Source organism: Pseudomonas quercus, assembly GCF_012033695.1.
Taxonomy (GTDB): domain Bacteria; phylum Pseudomonadota; class Gammaproteobacteria; order Pseudomonadales; family Pseudomonadaceae; genus Aquipseudomonas; species Aquipseudomonas quercus.
The window spans coordinates 277,559-301,320 of record NZ_JAAVJI010000004.1; the positions used below are offsets into that span (position 1 = coordinate 277,559).

At 59.1% G+C, this 23,762-nt stretch carries 20 protein-coding genes; 11 read left to right on the top strand and 9 right to left on the bottom strand.

Going from position 1 to position 23,762, the window contains the following annotated elements:
• The first annotated feature begins 122 nt into the window (after nt 1-122).
• The gene (locus HBH25_RS10025; RefSeq protein WP_168083765.1) at nt 123-878 is read left to right on the top strand and encodes a YkgJ family cysteine cluster protein; all 756 of its coding nucleotides are present in this window, start codon (nt 123-125) and stop codon (nt 876-878) included.
• A 23-nt stretch (nt 879-901) separates the two neighbouring features.
• On the opposite strand, the gene HBH25_RS10030 is transcribed toward HBH25_RS10025, so the two are convergent.
• Together HBH25_RS10030 and HBH25_RS10035 are read right to left on the bottom strand one after the other, a co-directional pair.
• A complete protein-coding gene (locus tag HBH25_RS10030) occupies nt 902-3,082 on the bottom strand; it encodes a TonB-dependent receptor (protein ID WP_168083766.1) in 2,181 nt (726 codons plus the stop codon).
• A gap of 220 nt (nt 3,083-3,302) precedes the next feature.
• The gene (locus tag HBH25_RS10035; RefSeq protein WP_168083767.1) at nt 3,303-3,959 is read right to left on the bottom strand and encodes a putative 2OG-Fe(II) oxygenase; all 657 of its coding nucleotides are present in this window, start codon (nt 3,957-3,959) and stop codon (nt 3,303-3,305) included.
• Between the two features lie 145 nt (nt 3,960-4,104).
• On the opposite strand from HBH25_RS10035, the gene HBH25_RS10040 reads away from it, so the two are divergent.
• The 3 genes from HBH25_RS10040 (at nt 4,105) to estP (ending at nt 7,514) form a co-directional block, all read left to right on the top strand.
• Nucleotides 4,105-4,941: an aldo/keto reductase gene (locus tag HBH25_RS10040; protein ID WP_168083768.1), complete on the top strand. Its 837-nt coding sequence runs from the start codon at nt 4,105-4,107 to the stop codon at nt 4,939-4,941.
• 24 nt (nt 4,942-4,965) lie between these two features.
• Complete coding sequence (thpR, locus tag HBH25_RS10045) at nt 4,966-5,508, top strand: RNA 2',3'-cyclic phosphodiesterase (RefSeq protein WP_168083769.1); 543 nt, start codon at nt 4,966-4,968, stop codon at nt 5,506-5,508.
• 119 nt (nt 5,509-5,627) lie between these two features.
• Entirely contained in the window at nt 5,628-7,514 is a 1,887-nt protein-coding gene (estP, locus tag HBH25_RS10050; RefSeq protein WP_168083770.1) for an esterase EstP, read from the top strand.
• 51 nt (nt 7,515-7,565) lie between these two features.
• Here estP and HBH25_RS10055 read toward each other — a convergent pair whose 3' ends face one another.
• The 3 genes from HBH25_RS10055 to ppnN all read right to left on the bottom strand — a co-directional run bounded on the left by HBH25_RS10055 (nt 7,566) and on the right by ppnN (nt 11,344).
• A complete protein-coding gene (locus HBH25_RS10055) occupies nt 7,566-9,209 on the bottom strand; it encodes a methyl-accepting chemotaxis protein (protein ID WP_168083771.1) in 1,644 nt (547 codons plus the stop codon).
• Nucleotides 9,210-9,355: 146 nt separating this feature from the next.
• Nucleotides 9,356-9,913, bottom strand: coding sequence for a GNAT family N-acetyltransferase (locus tag HBH25_RS10060; RefSeq protein WP_168083772.1), 558 nt, complete (start codon nt 9,911-9,913; stop codon nt 9,356-9,358).
• A 57-nt stretch (nt 9,914-9,970) separates the two neighbouring features.
• Nucleotides 9,971-11,344, bottom strand: a complete 1,374-nt coding sequence (gene ppnN, locus HBH25_RS10065) for a nucleotide 5'-monophosphate nucleosidase PpnN (RefSeq protein ID WP_168083773.1) — start codon at nt 11,342-11,344, stop codon at nt 9,971-9,973.
• Nucleotides 11,345-11,580: 236 nt separating this feature from the next.
• Between ppnN and HBH25_RS10070 the strand changes: the two genes are divergently transcribed.
• The 7 genes from HBH25_RS10070 to HBH25_RS10105 all read left to right on the top strand — a co-directional run bounded on the left by HBH25_RS10070 (nt 11,581) and on the right by HBH25_RS10105 (nt 18,232).
• The gene (locus HBH25_RS10070) at nt 11,581-12,315 is read left to right on the top strand and encodes a substrate-binding periplasmic protein (protein WP_168083774.1); all 735 of its coding nucleotides are present in this window, start codon (nt 11,581-11,583) and stop codon (nt 12,313-12,315) included.
• Between the two features lie 108 nt (nt 12,316-12,423).
• The gene (locus tag HBH25_RS10075; RefSeq protein WP_168083775.1) at nt 12,424-13,824 is read left to right on the top strand and encodes a DUF6861 domain-containing protein; all 1,401 of its coding nucleotides are present in this window, start codon (nt 12,424-12,426) and stop codon (nt 13,822-13,824) included.
• The gene (locus tag HBH25_RS10080; protein ID WP_168083776.1) at nt 13,817-14,434 is read left to right on the top strand and encodes a GAD-like domain-containing protein; all 618 of its coding nucleotides are present in this window, start codon (nt 13,817-13,819) and stop codon (nt 14,432-14,434) included. The genes HBH25_RS10075 and HBH25_RS10080 overlap by 8 nt, the downstream gene beginning before the upstream one ends.
• Before the next feature lie 37 nt (nt 14,435-14,471).
• Nucleotides 14,472-15,089 (top strand): GAD-like domain-containing protein, encoded by a 618-nt coding sequence (locus tag HBH25_RS10085; RefSeq protein ID WP_168083777.1) that lies wholly within the window; start codon nt 14,472-14,474, stop codon nt 15,087-15,089.
• A gap of 100 nt (nt 15,090-15,189) precedes the next feature.
• Nucleotides 15,190-15,807 (top strand): GAD-like domain-containing protein, encoded by a 618-nt coding sequence (locus HBH25_RS10090; protein WP_168083778.1) that lies wholly within the window; start codon nt 15,190-15,192, stop codon nt 15,805-15,807.
• A 36-nt stretch (nt 15,808-15,843) separates the two neighbouring features.
• Complete coding sequence (locus tag HBH25_RS10095; protein ID WP_168083779.1) at nt 15,844-16,461, top strand: GAD-like domain-containing protein; 618 nt, start codon at nt 15,844-15,846, stop codon at nt 16,459-16,461.
• A gap of 544 nt (nt 16,462-17,005) precedes the next feature.
• A complete protein-coding gene (locus HBH25_RS10105; RefSeq protein ID WP_168083781.1) occupies nt 17,006-18,232 on the top strand; it encodes a hypothetical protein in 1,227 nt (408 codons plus the stop codon).
• A 261-nt stretch (nt 18,233-18,493) separates the two neighbouring features.
• Here HBH25_RS10105 and tssA read toward each other — a convergent pair whose 3' ends face one another.
• The 4 genes from tssA to tagF form a co-directional block, all read right to left on the bottom strand.
• Nucleotides 18,494-19,588, bottom strand: a complete 1,095-nt coding sequence (gene tssA / locus HBH25_RS10110; protein WP_168083782.1) for a type VI secretion system protein TssA — start codon at nt 19,586-19,588, stop codon at nt 18,494-18,496.
• Nucleotides 19,589-19,689: 101 nt separating this feature from the next.
• On the bottom strand, nt 19,690-20,208 hold the full coding sequence (locus tag HBH25_RS10115; protein WP_168083783.1) for an Hcp family type VI secretion system effector: 519 nt from the start codon (nt 20,206-20,208) through the stop codon (nt 19,690-19,692).
• Nucleotides 20,209-20,338: 130 nt separating this feature from the next.
• A complete protein-coding gene (tssM, locus tag HBH25_RS10120; protein ID WP_168083784.1) occupies nt 20,339-22,834 on the bottom strand; it encodes a type VI secretion system membrane subunit TssM in 2,496 nt (831 codons plus the stop codon).
• Nucleotides 22,831-23,760: a type VI secretion system-associated protein TagF gene (gene tagF, locus HBH25_RS10125; protein ID WP_168083785.1), complete on the bottom strand. Its 930-nt coding sequence runs from the start codon at nt 23,758-23,760 to the stop codon at nt 22,831-22,833. The genes tssM and tagF overlap by 4 nt, the downstream gene beginning before the upstream one ends.
• Between the last annotated feature and the right edge of the window lie 2 nt (nt 23,761-23,762).

Below are 23,762 nucleotides of genomic sequence, written 5' to 3' on the forward strand. Positions count from 1 at the left end.
ACTGTGAACGCTACTGTCAGGGTTTAGCCCTTTGTATCAATTGGCACATATCCTGCTCCTGTCCCTGCTGTCTCGCCCACTCGCCAATTTCCCAGCGGTGGGCCCATCGGCTGAGGTAGCGCATGCGGTTTTCCTGTGTGGGTTGTGGCAAGTGCTGTAATGACCATCATGTTCCGCTCACCCTGAGCGAAGCCGTGCAATGGGCCGCGGATGGGGGGCAGGTGATTGTGCTGACGGAAGGCTTTCTGGAAGACGAGCGCCTGGCGTTGGACCCGGCCTTGCAACACGCCCAGCGGCGTTCGTTGCGCGTGCCGTGCGGCAGCACCCATGCCCATGTGGCCGTTACGTTTGCAGCCTTTAACGTAGGGGCCTGCCGTAACCTGGACGAGAACCAGATGTGCCGTATCTACGACCGTCGGCCGCTGGTGTGCCGTATCTACCCCGCTGAGATCAACCCGCACATTCCTCTGCGTGCTGAAAACAAGGATTGCCCACCCCAGGTTTGGGAGCAGGGGCCTGTGCTGATCCATGGCGGCAAGCCCGTGGCCACCGAGCTGGAACAACTGATCGAACGCTCCCGCCAGGCTGACCGGGATGACATCGCGGCCAAGGCGGCGATCTGCAAGGTGCTGGGTATTCATGCCATGGCGGTGAAGGGGGAAGGCTTTGCAGCGTTTCTGCCGGACATGGGGCATTTCGCCCAAGCGGCGCAGCGGGTAGAAGCACTGGGCCTGGCCGCGTCGGCGGGTAAGCAGCCCTGGTCGCTGCTGGCCCCGGATGAGGCCTTGATCGCACGCCTGGAGGAAACCGGCGCGCTGATCCAGGCCGCCCTTGAACAGCAGAATTCCACGTATATTCCGCTGCGCAAGGTGGGTTGATGGTGTCTGACGGCTGCGGTAGATCAGAAATCCACCGTGCCGGAGAGCTTTACCAACCGCGGCTCGCCCTGGGTCAGGTAACCGCCGTAAGCCGACGCCCAGTAGTTTTTATCAGTGATGTTCTCCACGTTCACACGCAGGGTGATGTCCTTCTGGCTCACCCGGAATTTGTAACGGGCGCCGGCATCGAAGCGGTTCCAGGTGGGGAGCGTCAGGGTATTGGTCGCATTGGCGTATTGCCCGCCCGTGCGCAGCATGCGGGCGTTCAATGCCACGCCTTCAAGGCCGGGCACGTCCCAGTCCACGGTGGCGTTCATGGTGAAGGTTGGCACGCCCACGGCCTTGTTGCCTTCGGTGGTGTCATCGCCCGTATCCTGCATCTCGGTGAATATCCGCGTAGCGCCCGCCATCAGGCGCAGGCCTTCTACAGGTTCGCCGAACAGGTTCAGCTCGATACCTTTGTTAACCTGGTCACCCTTGACCACATATATCAGGCCATCCAGGTAGCCATCGGTGGGTTTCTCGATGCGGAACACACCCAAGGTGGCCCCGTAGGTTTCCCCATCGAATTTCACGCCGGCTTCCAGTTGCTTGGTACGGCCGGGTGAGAACACTTCGCCGAAATTGAGGGCTGTGCTAGGTGCGCTAGGGCCTTGTGCCAGGCCTTCGATACGGTTGGCGTAGAAGGAAACGCGGTCCCAGGGTTTGTACACCAAACCGTACACCGGCGTGGTGATGGCTTTGTCATAGGTGGCGTTCCGGTCACCGGTATAGTCTGGTGAGCTTCCGCCTTCGTAGGAATACCCTTTGACCACCATTTCCTGGCGTCGCACACCTGCCGTGAACAAGAGGGTATCATCGAAGAACCCAAGGGTATCGGAGAGGGCGATGCTGCGGTTGTTGGTTCTGCCCGTGACCGACAGGTCCCCAAGGTCACCGCCGGTAAACCAGGCATTGGTAGGCTTGGCCAGTGCCACAGGGTGATACAGATTTGTGGCGCCACCGTTACCGTCGTAAAACGCGAAGGCGTTTTCCTGGCGTGTCCAGATATCCGCTGCGCCAATAGCAACCTGATGGCTCACCGGACCTGTCTGGAAGGTGCCATTGAGCCCCGCCATCAGGCTGACGTTGTCTTCGTTATGGTTGATATCTGACCCCCCAATAGTGGCCGCGCCGCTTGTAGCATTGGTGAGCACGGGGGTGCCATAGAACCCAGTCTCCCGCGTGTGCTTCCCGCCGCCGGCTACGTAGGCCGTCCAGTTGTCATTAAGGTCATACTCACCCCGCAGCATGGCAAAGGTGTCCTCGGTTTCGGTAAAGCTCCAGTCCTGGCCATAGTTCTTGCTGGCATCAGGCGCGCTGGGAATACCCGTCAAGCCACTGCCCAACTGCACCGAGTTGCGGGTGTGATTGATCCGCTGCTTCTGGTACCCGAAATCCGTGGATACCCGGAAGCGGTCACCGCGGTAGTCCAACCCTGCCACGAACAGCTTGCTGCGCTGATCCTGATCGTCGACGGCCGTTTCGCCCTCGCGCTGGCTGAGGTTCACACGGGCGCCAAAGCGGTTGTCTTCGCCGAAGCGTTGGCCCAGGTCCAGGTGTTCGCCCACGCGGCCGTCTGTGGAAATATCCTGAGTGTAGCGACGCAGAGGGGTATCACCGGCGCGCTTGGACACCAAGTTAACGGCACCGCCCAGGCCTGAACCTGTGGGCGATACGCCGTTGAGGAACGAGTTGGGGCCTTTGAACAACTCCACACGCTCCAGCGCGTCCGTGGACAGGATTTGCCGTGGCAATACGCCGTACAGGCCGTTATAGGAAATATCGTCCGCGTTCAGCGTCAGCCCGCGAATCACAAACAGCTGTGCGTTGTTGCCATAGCCATACGCTTGGCGTACCGACGCATCGTTCATCAGCACATCGCCCACATCCTCGGCCTGCTGGTCTTCGATCAGCTTGGCGGTGTAGCTGGTCAGGGTGAACGGCACGTCCATGAGGTCCTTGTTGCCCAGCAGGCCCAACTGGCCCCCACGGGCCACCTGACCCCCAGGAAACTCAGGGGGCAGTGCGTCTTTTTGTTCAGCTTGCTGCGCGGTGACGGCAATGGTGCCCAGGTCAACGCTGTTGTCAGCCGCTTGAGCGGTAGCGCTCAGGGCACAGCACAGCGCGAGCAATGTGGGGCGGGACGGGAAACGAACGGCCATCGGAAGTGTTCCTGGAGCAAGTCAGGTCGGGGGACGCCGTTCCGTGGCAATAGGAATGAATATCAGGCGGGAAATGCTACCAGCAGCGATTGCAAACTGTTATCAAAATTTTGAACTTTTTTTCACATTTTTGAATGGTTCACTCCGCTCGCGCAGGCGGCCTTACTGCCTTGTAAAAAAGGCAGCGTTTAAGCAGGTAGGCAGGAGGATATGAGAGGGGTTAAAGGCCGAAATTGAACGCGATGGACACCCGCGGCCGGGTACCTTTGAAGGGCCGAACACTGTGCAACAGCCAGGAGGGGAACATGACCAGCGTGCCACTGCTGGCTGCTTCGGTGGTAGCGCACCCGGCCGCCACGCATTCTTCGATGCGCATGCGCAGTTCAGGCCGGTAGGCCGACGCCACCAGGCCCCGTGGGTCCAGGAATTCCAGGTCGCCCCCGATCGTGGGATCCTCGCCACGGCCGCCGTCGTCTACCCAGTACACCGCGGACCAGAACGCACCAGCATGGCCGTGCACCCCATTGCTGTCGCCCGCCCGGTTGATGTTGGCCCAGGCGTTGAAGTGCCAGTCAAAGGTGGCATGCACCAACGCGTTGTCCTGGGTATGCACCGCCGTGAGGCTGCGGGCCATGTCTTGGGCAAAGGCGAGCAGTTGGGCGCCAGCTTCGCCCGACCAGGTGGCGAAGTCGGCGTCCGATTGCCAGCCCCCCTGGTTGCTGTGCTGCACTCCCCTGGAACGGGCCTCTTCCTCAAAGATGGCGGTCATCAACCGGGCGTTCAGGGCTTCGGCTTCCGGGAGCCTGCAACTCACCAGTGGCGTAGGGAACATCTTGCGGATTTTAAGGGTGCTTTCGTCGAAAGGCAGCGGGGTCATAGGCGGCACACCGAACTACGGAAAGCCTGAGTGTGGTGTCAAAACCATGGTTTCGCAACCTGGCGGCGGGCGGTGAATGTTCGAACCCGGGCGGGGTTGGCGCTGTCGTTAACCCAGTGCCTGTTTATTTCGTGAAGGAGCCCCTATGAACAAATCCGTCCCTTACGTCACCCTCAATGACGACAAAATGATGCCTCAACTGGGGCTGGGCGTGTGGAAAGCCACCGACGACCAGGCGCGCCAGGCTGTGCGCACCGCCTTCGAAACCGGCTACCGCGCCATCGACACGGCCTCTATCTACAACAACGAAACCGGCGTAGGCCAAGGCCTTGAAGACGCCGGGCTGCCACGCGAAACCTACTTTGTGACCACTAAGGTCTGGAACGCCGACCAAGGCGCCCAGCCTTCCCGTGAAGCGGCGTTGCGCAGCCTGGACCGGCTGAAGCTGGACTATGTAGACCTGCTGCTGATCCATTGGCCGTTGCCGCAGAAAGATGAGTACCTGGACACCTGGAAAACCTTGATCGCTTTGCGTGACGAAGGGCGTGCGCTGTCCATTGGTGTGTCCAACTTCAACCCTAACCACCTGCAGCGTTTGATTGACGAAACGGGCGTTACCCCCTCCGTGAACCAGGTCGAGATGCACCCGTACTTCCAGCGCGCTGATCTGCGCGCAGTGCACGAAAAGTTGGGCATTCATACTGAAGCCTGGAGCCCGCTGGCCCAGGGCAAGGTGGCTGACGACCCGGTGCTGCAAGCCATTGCTGCCAAATATGGCAAGACGGCGGCCCAGGTCACGCTGCGCTGGCATTTGGATAACGGGGTGATCGTGATCCCTAAATCCGTAACGCCGGAGCGTATCGCCGCCAACTTCGACGTGCTGGAATTGGAGCTGGACGCCCAGGACCGGGAGCAGATCGCACGCCTGGAAGACAATCAGCGCCTGGGCCCAGACCCTGAAACCTTCGACATGGGCGCCTGAGGGCGCGCTTCGCCAAGCCGTTCTATGAGCGTGTACGCGCGGCCACCGGGGCAGCCTTTTAAACGGCTGTTCTTCGCCATGGCGTTCCCAGGCCCGCAGGCCAAGGCCATCGCTCGCTGGCGCAACAGCCTGAACCTAGGCAATGCGCGGCGAGTGCCTGCGGCCAACTTTCACATCACATTGCTGTTTCTCGGCGATGTAAGTGTCGAGTTGCTACCCGCTGTAGTGGCGGCGGCCGATTCCGTGACGCGGCCAACCCGGCCACTCAGGGTAGTGCTGGACACACTGGAAGCCTGGCACCGCTCATCGGTGCTAGCGCTGACTGCAGACCAGCCGCCTGCCCCTTTGCTGCGCCTGGCCTACGACCTGCAGCAGGCTATGCAGCCCTTGGGCCTAACGCCGGAACTGCAGGGCTATCGCCCCCACCTGACCTTGGCGCGGGATTTTCGCAACCCGGCGCCCGAGGCTGTCGAGCCCCCTGAGTTTTGGCTGACGGGCACGCACTTTGCGCTGTTCGAGTCCCGAAAAGGCCAGTACTTGCCGGTGCAGGAATGGTCGCTTTCGTAAGCTAAAGCTATTCAATCAGATACAAAATGCTGCTTATTGGCTTCACAAGGGTGTAAATCCTCCAAAATTAGTACTATCGTCCACGCTCGTATCAATAACACTACAAGGACGATACCTGCATGAATAAAAAGACCTTGCTGGCTTCTGCCATTGCTTTTGCTGTGGGCATGGCAACCTTGCCTGCCTCGGCAAACCCTTCGCCTTATTCCACCATGATCGTGTTCGGTGACAGCCTAAGCGATGCGGGCCAGTTTCCGGACCCGGCCGGCCCTCAAGGTGCTAGCACGCGCTTTACCAACCGAGAGGGCGGGATTTATGGTGCGGTGTCTCCCACGTTATTGGGCAACCGGCTGGGCATCGATTCCCTAGACCTGGGCGCTTCCACCTCACCGATCAATGCCGCGATCGGCCTGCCAGACGGCAACAACTGGGCGGTAGGGGGCTACCGCACAGACCAGATTCTGGACTCCATCACCGGCCAGTCCACCGTGGAAGTCCCCGGCCTCACGTTGCGCACCCGCCCTGGTTACCTGGCCAACGGCAACCGCGCCGACCCCAAGGCCTTGTACTACATCACCGGGGGTGGCAACGATTTCCTGCAGCAGCAGGTCACGTCACCGGCCACGGCGGTTGTGGCGGCAGGCCAGCTGGCCAGCAGCGCGGCCGCCCTTCAGCAGGCCGGCGCGAAATACATGATGGTATGGCTGCTCCCAGACCTGGGCCTTACGCCGTTCTTCGATGGCGACCCTCGGCAGGCCGGTGTTTCAGCCCTGTCCAAGGTGTTCAACCAGGCGCTGGTCACCCAGTTGGCCCAGATCGACGCCCAGATCATTCCCCTCAATGTCCCCCAGCTGCTTTCGGAAGTGGTAGCCGACCCCGCCCGTTATGGCTTGGCGACTGATGTGAACTTGGTAGCTGCTTGCTTCAATGGCGACCAATGCAAGGAAAGCGCGAAATACGGCCAGAACGGCACCAACCCCGATGCCAGCAAACTGCTGTTCAACGACAAAGTGCACCCCACCACCACCGGCCAGAGGCTGATTGCCGACTATGGCTATTCCATTCTGTCCGCGCCCTGGGAGCTGACCCTGTTGCCGGAAATGGCCCACGGCAGCCTACGCAGCCACCAGGACGCCCTGCGCAACCAATGGCAGCAAGCCTGGCAGCCGGTGGGCCAGTGGCAGGCCATGCTTGATACCGGTGGGCAGCAGGTTTCCTTCGATGACCAGCACGGCGGCGCCAAGGGGGATGGCCACGGCTATGCGCTGACGGTGGGCGGCAGCTACCGGCTGAGCGAGGCCTGGCGCCTGGGCTTGGCCGGGGGGTACTACCGCCAGCAGATGGAAGCTGGCGTGGCAGATTCGGACTACAGCCTGGACAGCTACCTGGGCACCGCCTTCGCGCAATACCAGCAAGGCCGGTGGTGGGCAGACCTGGCCGTCACAGCAGGCAGCCTGGATTACGACAACCTCAAGCGCACGTTCGACCTGGGCGTAAGCAAACGGTCGGAAAAAGGCGACAGCCAAGGGGACCTCTGGGCCTTGAGCGGGCGGCTCGGCATTCAGTTGATGCAGCCGGGCAGCCCCTGGCAAGTGTCGCCCTTCCTGAGCGCGGACTACGCCAGCGTGAAGGTGGACGGGTATTCAGAGCGGTCAGACCGCGCCACTGCACTGGACATTGACGACCAACGCCGGGACTCCAAGCGCCTGGGGGTGGGGCTGAAAGCCAGCCGCACCTTGTCCAGTGCCACCACCGTGTTCGGCGAGGTGGCCCATGAACGCGAACTCAATGACGATGCGCAACAGCTGACCCTGGCGCTGCGTAGCCTGCCCGCCAACAGCTTTACCCTGCAAGGGTACAGCCCCGAGCGTGACCTGAACCGTGCCAGCCTGGGCCTGCACCACCAGTTGGCGCCAGGCTTGGCCGTTAGCGGTGCCTACAACTGGCGGGGCAGCAATGGCAACGTGCAGCAAGGGGTGAACCTGGGGCTGACGCTGGCCTTCTGAAGCATCAGCGCTGAGCGGTTCACGGGCTGCGCCCGGTCCAACAGTGCCTGATTACACCTTGAACCTTGCCACCATTTGGGTGAACGACACCGCCAGCCGGGAGAGGTCCTGGCTGGAGGCGTTGGTCTGGTTGGCGCCCGCGGCGGTCTGGCTGGACAGGTCCTGGATGTTCACCAGGTTGCGGTCCACCTCACGGGCCACCTGAGCCTGCTCTTCAGCGGCGCTGGCGATCACCAGGTTACGCTCGTTGATGCCAGCCACCGCCACGGTGATATGTTCCAGGGCTTGGTCCGCCGCTTCGGCCAGTTGCTGGGTGTTCTGTGCCAGCGACTGGCTGTTGCCCATGGCGTGCACGGCTTTATCCGCCGTGGCCTGTACCGTGGCGATCATGGTTTCGATTTCACCCGTCGAGGTCTGGGTGCGGGCCGCCAGTGCCCGTACTTCGTCCGCGACCACCGCAAAGCCGCGGCCCTGTTCGCCGGCGCGGGCAGCTTCAATGGCGGCGTTGAGCGCCAGCAGGTTAGTCTGCTCGGCAATGCCGCGAATCACGTCCACCACGTTACCAATATTGCGTACCTGATCGGCCAGGGTCTGTACGGTGGCAGTAGAGTCATTGAGTTCGCGCGCCATGCCGTTGATGGCACCTACGGCCTGCTGCACCTGGTTGCGGCCTGTCTCGGCAGCTTCACTGGTGCTGCGCGAGGCTTCGGAGGTAGACACGGCGTTGCGCGCCACTTCTTCCACCGCGCTGGTCATTTCGGTAACGGCAGTTGCCGCTTGCTGAATTTCGTCGTTCTGGCGGGTGAGGCCACGGGTGCTTTCGTCAGTAACTGCGCTCAGCTCTTCGGCCGCCGACGCCAACTGGTCAGACGCACGGGCAATTTCTTCGATAGTGGTTTTCAGGTTGGTCTGCATACCGCCCAAGGCTGTGAGCAGCATGCCGATTTCGTCCTTGCGGTCAGCCTGGATAGGGACGGTAAGGTCGCCGTCCGCCACGCGCCGGGCTGTCGTTACCGCTACCGCGATAGGCCGAGCGATAGAGCGGGTAATTACAAGGCCCAGCAGAATGGCCAGCACAAAGGCTACGACAATGCCGCCCAGCAGCAGGTAGGTCGCTTGCGCCGACGTTTGCCGTGAGTCTTTGGCAGCCTCATCGATCTGACGTGTGTTCGAATCCGTGATGGTGGTGACTTCACCCAACACGCGGCGGTAGCTGTCCAGCAGCGGCCCATTGAGCACCGCGCGTGCAGCATTGATGTCACCGGAATCGATCACAGTGACGGCTTTGTCCACTTGGGCCTGAAGGGCAGCCCAGTCTGTCTGCTGTAACGGATCGGCAGCAGCACGTTCGTCATCGGACATAGGCGTGGTGCGGTAGGTCATAAACGCCTTCCAGGCGTCATCCCGGCTGGTGTTCATGGAGGTAATCAGCTCGCGGCGTGCTTCCGGGCTGGCGTTGGCTGCGACCAGGGACACATAGCGGTACAGGTCGCGGTTCTGCGCAGTCAGGTTGCTACGTACCTTGGTGACGTTCAGGATCGACACCACGTTGTTGGAAAACACGCTGTCCAGGTTGTCACTCACCTGGCCGATACCGCGCCCCCCGATGATCCCGATGGCCAGGGTCAGCAGCGCGCACAGCAGGAAGGCCGCGAGCAACTTGGTGGCCAGCTTGGCGTTATTGATGAAGCCCATGTTGGTTTACCCTTTTCGTACGCGAGAGAGAACGCACAGGCACCGCCTGCCGATGGCCCTACACATCGGCAAACGCTGGGTAAACTAAAGCGCACCGGCACAGGGCGCCGACGCATGGAGGGGGCCAAACTGCTGAGGGGATAGGCTTAGCGGCGGCGCGGGCGGGAGACAACCGACTCGATGTTCTTGCGGCCGATCAGGGGCACACGGGGTTCGGTTTCCAGCCACTTGTACATCACCAGGCAATCCACCAGGCCCTGGCGAGCGTGCCGGAAGGCTTTGGGCAACCGGCCCACTTCCTCGAACCCCAGCTTTTTCCAAAGGCCTACGGCCACTTCATTGACCGCTACCACCGAATTGAACTGCATGGCCAGAAACCCGCTGTCGCGGGCCAGGCGCTGGGAGTGCTCGCACATCAGCCGCGCCACCCCACGCCCACGCGCCGCCTCGGTCACCATGTAGCCACAGTTGCAGACGTGGTTGCCAGGGCCTGCCGCGTTTGCCTTGAGGTAATAGCTGCCCAGCAGCACGCCGTCTTCCTCGGCCACCAAGGTGTGCAGGGGGTAGTCCAGCCACAGTGCGTGGGCCTGGGCCTGGGTCAGTGACGGGTCGTAAGCGTAGGTTTCCTGGGCCTGAATCACCGCCTGGAAGGTGGGCCAGAACGCAGGGAAATCCTCAGGCCGCATGGGCCGTATTGAAATCATGGGGGTGTTCCGAAGGTGAGGAGGCGCCCTGAATGCACAAGGCGCCAAAGGCAGGGGTTATTGCACCACGCGGTAGCAAGGCACGTAAGCGTCGCCGCCCGGCAACTTCATCCGGTGCTGTGCCACGAAGGCGCGCAGAAGGTGGTCCAGGGGCTGCAGAATGGACGGGTCCCCATGGATCTCGTAAGGCCCGTGTGCCTCGATCAAGCGAATGCCTTGCGCCTTCACGTTGCCGGCCACAATGCCGGAGAACGCACGGCGCAGGTTGGCCGCCAGGTGATGAGGCGCAATGCTCCGGTTCAGTTCCAGGGCTGCCATGTTCTCATGGGTAGGCTCGAAGGGCCGCTGGAAGCTTTCCTCGATCCGTAGCAGCCAGTTGAAGTGGAACGCGTCGTTGCGCTCGCGGCGGAACAGCTTCACCGCCTTCAGGCCCTGGGCCATCTGCCGGGCTACTTCGGCGGGGTCGTCGATCACGATGCTGTACAGCGCCTGGGCTTCAGCCCCCAGCGTAGCGCCAATAAAGGCATGCAATTGCTCGAAGTAGGGCGCTGCACTGTGAGGGCCGGTAAGTAGCAGCGGGAAGGGCAGTTCGCGGTTGTCGGGGTGCATGAGAATGCCCAGCAGGTACAACAGCTCTTCGGCCGTGCCGGCGCCACCGGGAAACACGATAATGCCGTGGCCGACGCGCACAAAGGCTTCCAGGCGCTTTTCGATGTCCGGCAGAATCACCAGCTCATTGACGATAGGGTTGGGCGCTTCGGCAGCGATGATGCCCGGTTCGGTCAAGCCCAGGTAGCGCCCACCGGTAAGCCGTTGCTTGGCATGGGCAATGGTCGCCCCCTTCATGGGGCCCTTCATCACGCCAGGGCCGCAGCCGGTGCACACGTCCAGCTTGCGCAGGCCCAACTCGTGGCCCACCTTCTTGGTGTACTTGTATTCATCGGTATTGATGGAGTGGCCACCCCAGCACACCACCATTTTCGGCTCCACACCTGCGCGCAAGGTGCGGGCGTTGCGCAGCAGGTGGAACACGTAGTCCGTGATGCCTACGGAGTTGCTCAGGTCGATGCGCTGGCTGTCCAGCTCGCTCTTGGTGTACACAATGTCGCGCAGGGCGCTGAACAGCATTTCCCGGGTGCTGGCGAGCATTTCGCCATCTACGAAGGCATCAGCCGGTGCATTGAGCAGCTCAAGGCGCACACCGCGGTCTTGCTGGTGGATGCGGACTTCGAAGTCTTTGTAGGCATCCAGAATCGTCTTGGCGTTGTCCACATGGGCGCCAGTGTTGAGAATGGCCAGGGCGCATTGCCGGAACAGCGTATAGATGCTGCCGGACCCGGCTTCGCTCAGTTGATGCACTTCACGCTGTGACAGGGTTTCCAGGCTGCCTTTGGGGCTGATGGAGGCGTTGATTACGGCTCGTGCGGTCATAGTGGCTTCCTTTAGAGCGACCCCAGGGGGTTTAGGGTACCTGGGGGTCCATATGACCATTGAACCCACCCTGGCGCCGGAAAGCAAACGTGGTGCACGCGTGGTGCGATGTGTGATGGCCAGCACTGCCATTGGGCACTATTTCTTCCCCAAGGGCTGGTCAGCGCACGCGGTGAAGCCTATCGTCGGCAGGGGCGTTTTCGGCGATTGGCTGGCCAAGGTAGGCGAGGGAGTGCATGCAAGGTTTATTACGGGGCGTAACCCTACTGGTGCTACTGGCGATAGCACCCGGCAGTGGTGCCACCACACTGCGGCTGGCGGCAGACCGCTGGCCGCCGTACGTAGACTCACTGCTACCAGACAGCGGCATCGCCACCGCCATCGTCACGGCTGCCCTGGCGCGTGCCGGCTTCGCCAGCGAGTTCCAGCAGGTCCCCTGGGCACGGGCCATCCAGGGCCTGGGTGACGGGCGCTATGACGTGCTGGTAACCGTGTGGTACGACCCTGCCCGTACCCAGATCGGCCAGTACTCCGATGGTTATCTCCTCAACCGCATCCTGTTCTGGCGCAAGCGCGGGGCCGATATTCATTTCGATCGTGACCTGGCGGCGCTGCAGGACTACTCCATTGCCGTGAGCCGGGGTTACGCCTATAGCCCAGCCTTCACCCAGGATGAGCACCTGCACAAGGTGCCGGTTCGAAACTTTGCCATGGGCCTGGAAATGCTGGTGGCTGGCCGCGTGGACCTGGCCATTGAAGACGAGCGGGTGGGGCGCTACGTGTTGGGGCAGCAGGCCGTGCCCTTGCAGTACCAGGTAGAACCCATGCCCGTGCCCTTGGCAGAGCCGGACCTGCGCATTCTGGTCAGCCTGAAGAACCCCGACCACGAGAAAATCGTGCAAGGCTTCAACCGGGCCATCGCCGCCATGAAAGCCGATGGCACCCTGCGCGCCATGACCCATACTCCTTGAGGTTGGCGCGGTTAAAGCGGGCAGTAGAACCGCCGGGTTCGGATCCGCTTTTGACAGGGGGCAGCTCAGCGGTTAGTTTTCCCGCTTCCCTCACCGCAGGAGCGATGAATGCCTTTATGGAATCCCCGACCTAGCTGGCTGGATATCCAGGCCTGGGCCGAACGCCTGTTCGGCCAGCGGGCCATGAGCGAACGCAGCGGCAACACCAGCCCCATCAGCGCCCTCAGCATGCTGTCCATGCCAAGCCTGGGCTTGATAAACCGGCGTATCCAATGTGTACGGCGCGCCTGTGACCTGGCCGAACAGCAAGCCGGTGCCAGCCTGCTCAAGCGCTTCAGTGACCTGGATATTCGCAGCATCCTGGCAGACCTCATGGGCGTGGTCACCGACATGGCGATGATCATCGTGGGCAGCGCGCTCACCGGCGGCGCCGTGGGTGGCGGGCTGGGCGCTATGGCCGGCGGCGTAGGCGCAGCGCCCGGTGCCATGGCCGGGGCGCTGCTCGGCATGCACGCCGGCACCTGGCTGCTGAGCATTCTGGGGCTGGCGTCATTGGCGGAGTTCTTCACCGACGAACTCAAGCCGATTGTGATGGGCTACCTGAGGGGCGCTCGCATCGCCTGGCAAGGCCCCAAAGAGCGCAACGGCAACCCACTGGGCTCCTTCTCCAACGACGAAATGGCCGCCCAGCAAGGCGCCGTGGACATCGCCCAGTCTCACGAAGCGGTGGTGGTGCTACTGCTCGGTGCCATGGTGGCCTACTTCACCCGAGGCCGCGGCACCGCGCAGGTGCTGGCCAGCGACATGCGCCGCAGCGAGCGGGGCGCCTCCCTCGGGCAATGGATGGTCAAGCACGAAGACGCCCTGAAGCAACACCCCGACCTCAAAGCCCCCGAACCCCGCCGCAGCGTGGTATCGCCAGAAGCGCCAGAGCCACGGCCCAAGCATGCGGCGGACAAGGAAAAAGAGGCGCTCAAGGGCAGGGCGAATGCGATGCCGTTGCATGAGGTGCATTGTTTTGAAGCAGGTAGGTTGCCAGCTTCCAAATGGGAGGAGTTTCGGAAGCAATTAAAAGGCCAACAGAATGGTTTGAATCAACTTACTGTCGAGGAGTATCTGAAGAATATTGCTAATCCAGTAAAACGAAGTAGGGCTGCAGCGAAGGCGGCGAGAAGCCGATTTAGTAACGATCTTGAGTCACGATTTTATCGAGAGTTTTCAAAAGGAATGGATCCGTTTGACGCAGAAGCCGCAGCTAAGGAAAAAGCAAGGCAGGTAATGTCTCAGGTTGCAGGCCTACACAATCCGGATCTTAGCGCAGGTGGAAATGATGTAATAGGCGGATTTGGGGATCGGCGTGTAAATTCGAGCATCGGTGCGCAATGGAGAGGTAAGATTCAAGGGATTCGGGAAGCTGCAGAGTCTGTTCCAAAAGCAGTGCAAGGTTCAACTATGATGAACGTAAGATTACGTAGATGCCCAAGATCCAGAGGAAAAATTAATGGATAAAGTTTTTGCTAGGTTTATAGAGAAGCTCGGTAACGTTATTGATCGAGTTGACGTCCCCGCATCCGCCATTGAACGTTATCAAGGAAAGCTGCCAAAACTTTGGCTTGAATATTGGGCTGAACATGGTTGGTGCGGTTACGGCAATGGGATTTTCTGGATTGTAAATCCTCAAGATTACGAGGGTGTAGTTGCTGCCTGGTTAGAGGGAACAGAGCTGGAGAATCGTGACAAGTATCACGTCATAGCACGTAGTGCCTTTGGGCAATTATATCTATGGGGAGAAAGAACTGGCCCATCTGTCACAATAGTCAGCGTGTATTCGCGTTGCTCTATTCAAGACTTCACCATCAGCGAGGATACCATGGACAGAGAAGTGCACGGCTTCTTGTTGACAACTGAGGTGGAGTACAATGATCTTGACAATATGTTTGATCGTGCAAGAAAAAGGCTTGGAATGCTTCAACACGATGAAATGTACGGCTTCGTTCCTGCGGTCATGCTAGGAGGGTCAGACACATTTGAGAATTTGAAAAAAGTCAAAGCAGTTGAACACCTGATGATACTTTCGCAACTTGCGGAGCTAGAGCCATATAATTTTCCGGATGTTTAGGGTTTTATAGATTTCGACTTTTTGTTTGAGGTCTGCAATGGACGAGGTTTTTTCTATTTTTATAGAGGTGTTTGGTCAGCCTATAAACCACCAGGCCGTGCCGGCAGAAAGCATTGAGCGGTATAAAGGAAAATTACCAAATCAGTTGCTCACCTATTGGGCGGAGCATGGTTGGTGTGGCTATGGAGAAGGTATTTTTTGGATTGTGAATCCAGAAGAATATGAAGGGGTAGTAGCATCTTGGCTTGAAGGCACAGCGTTTGGGCATCGTGACTCTTATCACTTAATAGCTAGAGGCGCCTTTGGTGCGCTCTATCTCTGGGGAGAAAAAACGGGTCCTTCTATCAAAATCGACAGTGTTTTTTCTAGGTGCCTTATACATGATATATGTAGCGACGGTGAAGACATGGATAAGATGTTACAAAATTTCTTGTTGGCCAATGAATTGGAGTATAACGATCTGGATGGTATGTTTAAACGTGCAAAGAAAAAATTGGGTGCTCTAAAGCATGATGAAATGTACGGATTTGCTCCAGCTTTAATGCTTGGTGGTCCAGATACGCTCGACCATTTGGAGAAGCTAAAGTCGGTCGAGCATCTCATGCTGCTATCGCAAATTTCCGAGCTTGAGCCCTACAGTTTTTCGGATCTTTAAGCGTAGATAAAATAGATTCTTTAAGGTTGTCTATAGTTGAAAATTCTATTTGCGCGCCATCATGGATAAGGTTTCACGATTGTTTGGGGAGTGCACCTGAATGGATGACGCTTTTGATATATTCCTGGAACGATTCGGTGGCATCACTGACCCTGTGAAGGTTCCAGGGTCCAGTATTGAGCACTATAAAGGAAAGCTCCCTAACCGTTGGCTGGAGTATTGGGCAAAGCATGGGTGGTGCGGGTTCGGTGACGGGCTATTTTGGATCGTGAATCCGCAAGATTACGAACCAGTAGTGCAGTCGTGGCTCGCAGGCACGGCGCTTGAGGCGAATGATACCTACCACCTTATTGCGCGTAGTGCGTTTGGCGATTTGTACCTGTGGGGAGAAAAAACAGGTGCATGCGTCACTATAGTAAGTGTATATGCCCGATACGATATCGATGATCCTGGAATTACTGATGAGCAAATGGATGAAGAGGCAGAAGTATTTTTGCTATCTCAGGAAGTGGAAGATAACGATTTTGAGAATATGTTCAGGCGCGCTAGAAAAAAACTTGGTGCTTTAAAGCATGACGAAATGTATGGGTTTGTTCCTGCGCTTATGCTTGGTGGGTCAGAAAAATTTGATAACCTTGAAAAGTTGAAGGCAGTGGAACACCTGATGATACTTTCGCAGTTTGCGGAGCTAGAACCCTATAATTTTCCGGATGTTTAAGGCTGTATAGATTCACATTTTTATAAAAGGTGCCAAATGGACGAAGCTTTCGCTGTTTTCATTGAGAAACTCGGCCAGCCGACACACCATCAGGTAGTACCGGCAGAAAGCATTGAGCACTATAAAGGCAAACTCCCCAAGCGCTTGCTGGAATACTGGGCGGAACACGGCTGGAGTGGGTACGGTGACGGCCTTTTATGGTTCGTCGACCCGCGCGATTATGAGGGAGTGGTTGCATCGTGGATTGAGGGCACAAAGCTCGAAGCGCGTGACACCTATCATCTGATTGCGCGCGGGGCTTTCGGTGACTTGTATTTGTGGGGTGAAAAAACAGGGCCTTCAGTTAAGATAACTAGTATGTTTTCAAGATGTTCTATTCTTGAGTTTGGGAACTCTGACGAAGCGATGGATAGGTCGGTGCAAAATTTTATTCTATCTCTAAATAAGGAAGGAAATGATTTTGAAGGTATGTTCAAGCGGGCGAAAAAAAAGCTTGGCGTCTTGAAACCTGATGAGATGTACGGCTTCGCGCCTGCATTGATTCTTGGCGGGCCTGATACATTTGATCATTTACAAAAAGTAAAAGCAGTGGAGCATTTGATGTTGCTATCGCAGCTGACCGAGCTTGAGCCGTACAGCTTTGCAGATATTTAGCGTTTAGCAACATCGGCCTACTGTGCAGGGTGAGTGGCGGGGTATACCTTTGTGTATATATGGCTGACATTGTGGAAGTTGATTGAAGTATCCCCAAGGGGATCAGGTTTTGATATATTCCTAGGCAAGATCAGCGGGGTCAATGGCCCTTTAGCAGTCCCCAGTGCTCAACACTTTATCTGTTTTAAAAGAGTCCAATTATGTACACATCTGTTCAGCTAAGTGTGTTTACCCAGGCGCACCCACCTCATCCAAGTAACATTCGGCCGGGCGCTGAGTGGCTTGAGCGCTACGCCTCGCTAGTACCTCCAGCCTTGCTTGAACTCTGGCAAACCCATGGTCTTGGTTACTATGGCGAATTGCGCCTTTGGCTAGGCCATGTATGAAAAGTCCTGACACTCGGTGATGCTGCGTTGAAAACAGGCTCGGAATGCTCATTTACAACCAGTAAACTCCGCTTCCTCGCCTGTTTTCGCCTTGCCTGACCTTCGCGTCAGAACATTTCATACACAGCCTAGTAGACCCTGCGCCTTGGGAGCCTGTGTTGAACAAATGGCTTTCCAACTCGGACGATGGAGTGCAGCGCATTCCCTTTCTGATGACGCCACTGGGTATCTTGCTGTATTACCGCCAGGATGACACAGGCGAAGAAACCGTATCAGCGATTGATATTTTCGAGCGCGATGTATGGGTTGTGGCTGAAAGCTTTGTGGAATTTTTCAACACAGCGCTCACTGAGGCTTACTGGCTGGACGAGCTCATTCCGCCCGAGGACCTGGAGCGTGCAAAGGCGCGAGCAGGGCAGCTGGAACCTGGCCAGATATACACCTTGGACCAGACCCTTAAAGATGTGGTCACGCTCTACGCGCGTGAAGAGGCGTTGAGCGTGTTTGAAACGCAGTTTGAAATAGCCCAAACCGCGTCCAATTTTGATTACCCGTCTCCTGGCGTACTGTCAGAAGCGCTGCCTGAACCCTTCGACATCCAGTTTCAGGCGGCGTCTGAAGTAATCGGTCCATTGTCCGGTAGTACCCTGCCAGGCTTTTACCTGAGCGCGTGTTTCCGCCGCTATCACTTGCTTGTTTTGATGCCAGATTACCGGTGCCAGCTTTTATTCTGGACTACTCACCCCCTCGATATGAAGTCCAATCCTCCGCGCTTTTACGAAGGGACTTGGTGGCAGCAATTGACCGACGACGGTGATACGTGCGTGACGCTAGACCTTGAGAAAGATGCTCTTGTGGACCGCGAAATCGCCCCAGACCAACAGTTTTATTGGGTGCCGGGGGATGCGGCCATGCTGATTCGCGATGAAGACCTTGAATATGTTGCAGGCGCACTGGAGTGGAAGGGCTCCGTCGAACATCGCCGATACCCCATGCGCAAAGTGGCGTTCGACCATTGGATACCCAAAGATGTTGAAAACCAGCCGGTGCCCCCTTTAGAGGCGTTCCCTGTGGCATTGAGGCGGTTATTGCGCAGCGAGCCGCTTCGGGTCGTGATCACTCAGGTAGGCGAGTTCGACGAAGAGTCCGAAAGCCTCACTGTCCGAGCCCGTATCGAAGGCAATAAAGGCCGACCGCCGCTCAAGAACATGCCGTTGTGTTCCCCGGAAGGCGCTTCCAAACAATTATTGGGCTGGGTATGGGAAATAGGGGATACGGAGGTTGAGTTAGACATGTCGGTACACGACGCCTCCGATCTACACTCGCCTCGGTGGCCCTGTGTAGGGGATGTGATGATCTCGCGCCAGGCCAAGCAGGTCGAATGAACAGCCTGGGTTGTCTATAGACCCTTCGCCCCTCAACCAGCGCCCACCTTCACCCCAGACTCAGGCTGTGTACGAAATGTTCTGATGCGAAGGTCAGGCCGGGCCGCGCAGGCAAGGCGAAAACAGCTCGGGCCGCGCAGGCGAGGAAGCGGACTGGGCCCGCATTCGGGTTTACTGGTTGTAAATGAGCATTCCGAGCCTAGGCGGCCCCAGCTGTTTTCAACGCAGCATCACCGAGTGTCAGGGCTTTTCGTACATAGCCTAGGGCGTTTTGGTGCCCAGTACGTCCCTTATGCTGTCCACCACATTACTGTCCTTGATCACGTCGCTCAGCCAGCCTTCCAGCGGCATGTTGCCCCATTTGATAGCCCGCTCTATCAGGTAGGGCACCGGGCTTTGGGGTTCGGTCTGCTTGAAGAACTGGGCAATGCCGGCCAGCATCGTAAAGGCTTCATCGCGGGTCAGCGGGGTAGTACGCAGGGGGGCAGGGGCCGTGTCCCGGGCGGTCATTACAGTGTCAGCGTTCTGAGCGGTGGTTGCTGTATCCGTAGTCGAGGAAGCGGAAAGGGGCTCGTCCGCCGGTACGTCAAGCGCCACGCCACGGTCTTTCAGCAGCTTCTCTATCAACTGCGCCACACGCTCCAGTACCCCGGCCAACCCGGCAAAGCCAGGGGCTTCAGCGGTAAACAACCGGTTCACCGTGGCTTGCAACTGGTGGCAGGCCTGGAGGCTGTCGTTGACCTGCGCAGCCTTGCTGAGCAAGTAGTCCGTGTCGGTAAGCACCACCGACCGCTGGAAGCGCTCCGCGTTGATCTTCCCTTCATTCAGGGCGGCCGTCATGGCCTGTGGATTCTGCAGCGCCAGGTTTTCCATCTGGCGGGATTCGTCGTAGTGCATCAGGCCGAAGGCGTCACCCTGGGTAATGGGCAGCGTGCCCACTACGGCGGCCAATGTTGTGCTTAGCCAGGTCAAGCGTGCGGCGCGTTCTTCCAGGCCTTCTTCCAGCCCTGGGTAAAGGTCGTCCCAGAATGTGGCCAGTACGCGTTCAGCCACGGTCAGGCCGAAGGTAATGCCGGTGAAATGGTGTTTCTGCGCAAGCCCTTCGCACAGCCAGCCGACCAGCATCAGGTCTTTGCTGTCATGGGCCAGGCCCTGGGCGGCGAGGGTAATGGTGAGGTCCCAATCCGAACGCTTCAGGTCGGTTTGCCAGTCGCCCTGCGTGAGGTAATCAGCGTCGGCTCGGCGCGCCTCTTTGATCTGGTCGAACAGCAGGGAAAAGCTCAGGTCCTCGCCGCTCCCACCGTTGATGGGGGCAACAAGGTCGGTAAGGGAAAGGTCGTCGAGAAATTCAGCCATAGGGCACTCTGCAAGCGAGGGAAAAACACCCTGCCGAGGGTGCTGGCAGGGTGTCGGTAGCAGGCCATTGCCGAATGCAATGGCCCACCCGTGTTACCTGATTACGCGAAGGGCTTGTTCGCCGTGCGGTCCCAGCCGCCGGTCACATTACCGCCACCCTGGCCGTCGGCACGGCTCTGCTGGGTGTAGGTGGTCTTGATACGCGCATAGTTGAAGCGGATCTCCTCGGTAGGCAAGTCTCCTATGGCTTCGTTTTCACCGGTCAGGTAACTGCCGGCCTGTGCTTTCACCAAGGACACCACCACTTCTTCCAGGTTATAGGTCAGGTACGTCACCTTGTCACCGCCAGCACGGTTGACGTTCAGCTGGATCTTCTGAATGTGCGTACCTTTGCAGCAGGCCTCGAACAGTTTGGCAGAGGCCTTGTCGACCCTTTTGCGAATGCTGAAGTCGCTCAGCGCTACGCGCTCGGAAGACGCGCCACCTGCAGAGCTGGCCGTAGCAGACGTGGCCTGGGTGGCCTGGAATTCAAAACCCAGTATTTCAATCCAGTCCTTGTGTTTTTCGTCCAGCGCTTCACCTGGGATGCCTTCGATCTGGATATATGCATCAAATGCCATTTGTCACTTCTCCTTTCTTGCATGGCGGGCACAGTCGCGGCCCGTTGATTGACCTCGCTGAGCCTCCAGCGGGCCTAGAGGCCCTGGCGCCTGTTCAGGCGCCAAGGCTTCAGTGTTTTGAACCTGAATGTCAGTTGAGCGCACGCACCTCGATTTCCACCCTGCGATTGGGCTCCAGGCACTGAATCAACTGGGCCTTGGGGAGCTGCATGTCGCACTTGACCAAAGGTTTCTCGCTGCCTTCACCTACCGCTTCGATCAAGGCAGCGGGCACGCCCTTGCCGATCAGGTAGGTCTTGATGGTTTGCGCACGCTGCTGGGACACCTGAAGGTTGCCCTGGCGGTCCCCCAACTGGTCTGCATGGCCGCCAATGATGATGCGGCCGATGTTCGGGGTGCTGAGTAGCTTGCCCGCGATGGCGCTAAGCTGGCCCTGGCCCTCGGTTTTAAGGCTCTGGAAATCGGCGCGGCCAAAGGCGAACAGGGTGTCAGACTCCAGCGTGATGGTTTCGATGGACCGCAGCGACTGGGAGAGCAGGCTGTCGATGTAGTTGCGCGAGCTGGAGGCCAGGAACGCGTTCTCCAGAATATGGGGCACGTCCGGCTCATGAATCTGGTCGCTGTAGAACGTGATCTGGCGGCTGGCCAGCTCATAGTCGCTACCCTCGGCTGGCGTGGCGTCACCCGTGTTGATGGCATGGCCGGTTGTCTGGGCGATAGCGGGGTACCAGTAATCCGGTAGCCGGGCCTTGAGCACGGCAGGGTCGGCGGTTTCCCGCTGTGCCCGCGACAGCATCAGGTACGTGGTGAGCGCGGCCTTGCCGAAGTCGGCAATGGACTGCGCGCGGTTGTCTGCCGGTAGCGCACGGGGTTCTACGCTGTCCACGCCCGTTACCGGTGTGAGGGTTTTGGCGTTGCGCTGGTACACCTTGATGGTGGTCAGCAAATACAACGAGCGTGTGAGGTTGTCCGCCGTGGGCTTGAGCATCACCGTCTCCAGCCGGCTGAAGTAGCGCTCGCGTACGGCAGGTTCTACGTTGTAGCCCTGGTACAGGCCCAGGCGCAGGCGCAGCGGTACCCCCTGCTGGTGATGGCGCTGGTAATAGTCGCTGGCTTGTAGGCGCAGGCGGTCCAGGGTGTGCCAAGGGGTGTAGTGGTCAGGTTGGGCAGCATCCAGCGCCTGTGCCGCAGCCAGCTCACGTGCCAGGTTGTCCAGCTCGGCCTTGTTGTTCCAATACGACCAGCCCCACAGGCTGCACACCACCAGGGCAATGGCCGTGGCCGACCCCACCCACAGCGCCTTGCGCCGGTGTTCGCGGCGGTTACTGGTGTACAACGCCACCAAGTGCTGGTCGGGAATGATGACCTTGCGAAACAGGCTGTTGATGAACAGCGGTTGCGCCAAGGGGTTGGGGTTCACGGCGGCCTGCTCGGTGTGCAGGCCAAAACGCTGCCGAACCTGGCGGGTGTATTCGCCGGTGTCGGGGGCGTCGGCATCCAGCGCACTGGTGAAGTAGAACCCACGCAGCAGCTCGGCGCTTTGGTAGGGGTTGGGTTGCAGCAGCGCCTGCACGAACTGGCTCAACCTGGGCTTGAGGGCCGCCAGCTCCAGAGGGAAACGGTAAACGGTCGCGTCCTGGCGGGTAATCTGAATGTCCTGGTTGACCAGTTTCTGTTCGGCCACCGCCTGCCAGTACCGCACCAGCTCATCCATGGCGCTGTCGAACCGCTGCCCCCAGTCCGCCCGTGCGTAGTCAGCATGGGCAAAGGTCTTGCCCATCACCTCACCACGGCCCGCGTCATCCAGGTGGCGGTAGAACCCGCTGAAGCCGGGGACCAGATCGCACTTGGTAAATACCAGGTACACCGGCAGGCGAACGTCCAGCAAGGCATGGGTTTCCTGGATACGCTCGCGCAAGCGCTTGGCGAGGCGCTCCTGTTCCTCCCACGACCCCTGCATCAGGTCATGGATGCTTACGGTGACGATCAAGCCATTCAAAGGGCGGCGCTGGCGATGCTGGCGCAGCAACTGCAGAAATGCGCGCCATTTTCCGGCCTCTTCAGGGCTGTCCATGTAGCGCCCGGCCGTGTCCAGCAGCACAGCCTCGGAACTGAAGAACCAGTCGCAGTTGCGGGTGCCGCCCAGCCCGGCGACCCGCACGCCTTCTCGCTCGGCATAGGGGAAGTTCAGGCCAGACTGGTACAGCATCGTACTCTTGCCGGCAGCTGGCTGGCCCACCACCAGGTACCAGGGCAATGCGTAGAGGGCATCCTGCTTGTTACCTGTACGGGGCTTGTTGGCGTGCAGGCGTTCGATGCTCTGCAGTAAACGCTCGCGCAGCAGGCTCACTTCTTCGCGGTCTGCAGGGCTGGCATTGAGCACGGCCTGGTCTGCGTCCTCGCGCAGCAGGTGTTCCAGGTTGGGGTGGCGGGAAACCCCCCGGTAGAGCAGCAGCACATAACCGGCCGAGAGCACGATAAACACACCGATGCCCGCCAGCAGGCTGTTCAATGAGCTGAAGCCCAGCGCGGCGCCAGCGCCCCACACCAGGAACATGCAGAGGAAGAAACAGAGCCCCAGCAGGTAGGGTTGGTAGCGCAGGCAGTAATACTTGATCGTGTTCATACGGGCTTCACATCCAGCGCGCCAGCAAATTGGTGCATAACATTAAATAGAGGGCGGTCCGGGTCGATGGCCTCGGCCAACTGGCGCCCGGCCGCTGTAGGCGCCGTAGCGGGCACCGTAAAGGGCGCACGCTGTTCGGTTTTATCCGCCTGGGCCAGGGCCTGGTACAGCCCCGTGGCTGCCCGGGAGCCAAAGCAGTAAAGCCGTGGGTGCATGAAGTCGTCTGCCAACACGCTCACTGCTGGCGCCTGCTGGTGAGCATCGAGCCGTGACAGCCAGTCCACCCACAGGTCGGCGGTCGGGTTTTTCAGGCCTCGTTCGGCAGGCAGGGGCAGGCAGGCCACCTGGGGTTCGGCCTGGGAGCCCACACGCAGGGCAGCCTGTAGGCGTGCCAGCATCCCCTCGGTAGCGCGCTCGGGGGCTGTGCTGTTCAAGGCGGTGCTGATGTCCGTGAGGGTGAAGTTCCACAGGAATTTTTCGTGTACCTGAGCAAACAGGGCAAAGTCTTGGCTTTGCAAGGGGCGCAGCGCTTCTATCTGCTTGAACAGCACAGCCTGTGGCTCACCCTGCAGGGCCAGGTGCAGCAGGGGTTTGATGCGCGCACTGAACAGCTCGCCCAAGGTGAAGGGGTTGATGAACGCTGCGGCGTCCTTGGGCTTCACGGCCTGGAAGATAAAGAACGGATAGCGCCGGGCGCTGGCATCCCTGGAGCTGATCAGGCCGCCGAGCAGCGTGGTGCCTGACCGTGCCCGGTAGGCGAAAAAGCATACCGGCAGCTGGTCGAACACGGTTTTCCAGTGTTCGTGGTGCTGCAAGGCCGCCAGGGCGGTTTGCAACCAACTGTCAAATTCACAGGCTTCGGCCGTTGAGCCATGAAAGCTCACAAAGTCCGAACTGGCCGGTATCTTTCCAAAGCAGCCAATCATAG

Excerpts from the sequence above, each read along its gene's own strand:
- HBH25_RS10025 (WP_168083765.1), top strand. The coding sequence starts at position 123 with ATGCGGTTTTCCTGTGTGGGTTGTGGCAAGTGCTGTAATGACCATCAT.
- HBH25_RS10030 (WP_168083766.1), bottom strand. The coding sequence starts at position 3,082 with ATGGCCGTTCGTTTCCCGTCCCGCCCCACATTGCTCGCGCTGTGCTGT.
- HBH25_RS10035 (WP_168083767.1), bottom strand. The coding sequence starts at position 3,959 with ATGACCCCGCTGCCTTTCGACGAAAGCACCCTTAAAATCCGCAAGATG.
- HBH25_RS10040 (WP_168083768.1), top strand. The coding sequence starts at position 4,105 with ATGAACAAATCCGTCCCTTACGTCACCCTCAATGACGACAAAATGATG.
- thpR (WP_168083769.1), top strand. The coding sequence starts at position 4,966 with ATGAGCGTGTACGCGCGGCCACCGGGGCAGCCTTTTAAACGGCTGTTC.
- estP (WP_168083770.1), top strand. The coding sequence starts at position 5,628 with ATGAATAAAAAGACCTTGCTGGCTTCTGCCATTGCTTTTGCTGTGGGC.
- HBH25_RS10055 (WP_168083771.1), bottom strand. The coding sequence starts at position 9,209 with ATGGGCTTCATCAATAACGCCAAGCTGGCCACCAAGTTGCTCGCGGCC.
- HBH25_RS10060 (WP_168083772.1), bottom strand. The coding sequence starts at position 9,913 with ATGATTTCAATACGGCCCATGCGGCCTGAGGATTTCCCTGCGTTCTGG.
- ppnN (WP_168083773.1), bottom strand. The coding sequence starts at position 11,344 with ATGACCGCACGAGCCGTAATCAACGCCTCCATCAGCCCCAAAGGCAGC.
- HBH25_RS10070 (WP_168083774.1), top strand. The coding sequence starts at position 11,581 with ATGCAAGGTTTATTACGGGGCGTAACCCTACTGGTGCTACTGGCGATA.
- HBH25_RS10075 (WP_168083775.1), top strand. The coding sequence starts at position 12,424 with ATGCCTTTATGGAATCCCCGACCTAGCTGGCTGGATATCCAGGCCTGG.
- HBH25_RS10080 (WP_168083776.1), top strand. The coding sequence starts at position 13,817 with ATGGATAAAGTTTTTGCTAGGTTTATAGAGAAGCTCGGTAACGTTATT.
- HBH25_RS10085 (WP_168083777.1), top strand. The coding sequence starts at position 14,472 with ATGGACGAGGTTTTTTCTATTTTTATAGAGGTGTTTGGTCAGCCTATA.
- HBH25_RS10090 (WP_168083778.1), top strand. The coding sequence starts at position 15,190 with ATGGATGACGCTTTTGATATATTCCTGGAACGATTCGGTGGCATCACT.
- HBH25_RS10095 (WP_168083779.1), top strand. The coding sequence starts at position 15,844 with ATGGACGAAGCTTTCGCTGTTTTCATTGAGAAACTCGGCCAGCCGACA.
- tssA (WP_168083782.1), bottom strand. The coding sequence starts at position 19,588 with ATGGCTGAATTTCTCGACGACCTTTCCCTTACCGACCTTGTTGCCCCC.
- HBH25_RS10115 (WP_168083783.1), bottom strand. The coding sequence starts at position 20,208 with ATGGCATTTGATGCATATATCCAGATCGAAGGCATCCCAGGTGAAGCG.
- tssM (WP_168083784.1), bottom strand. The coding sequence starts at position 22,834 with ATGAACACGATCAAGTATTACTGCCTGCGCTACCAACCCTACCTGCTG.
- tagF (WP_168083785.1), bottom strand. The coding sequence starts at position 23,760 with ATGATTGGCTGCTTTGGAAAGATACCGGCCAGTTCGGACTTTGTGAGC.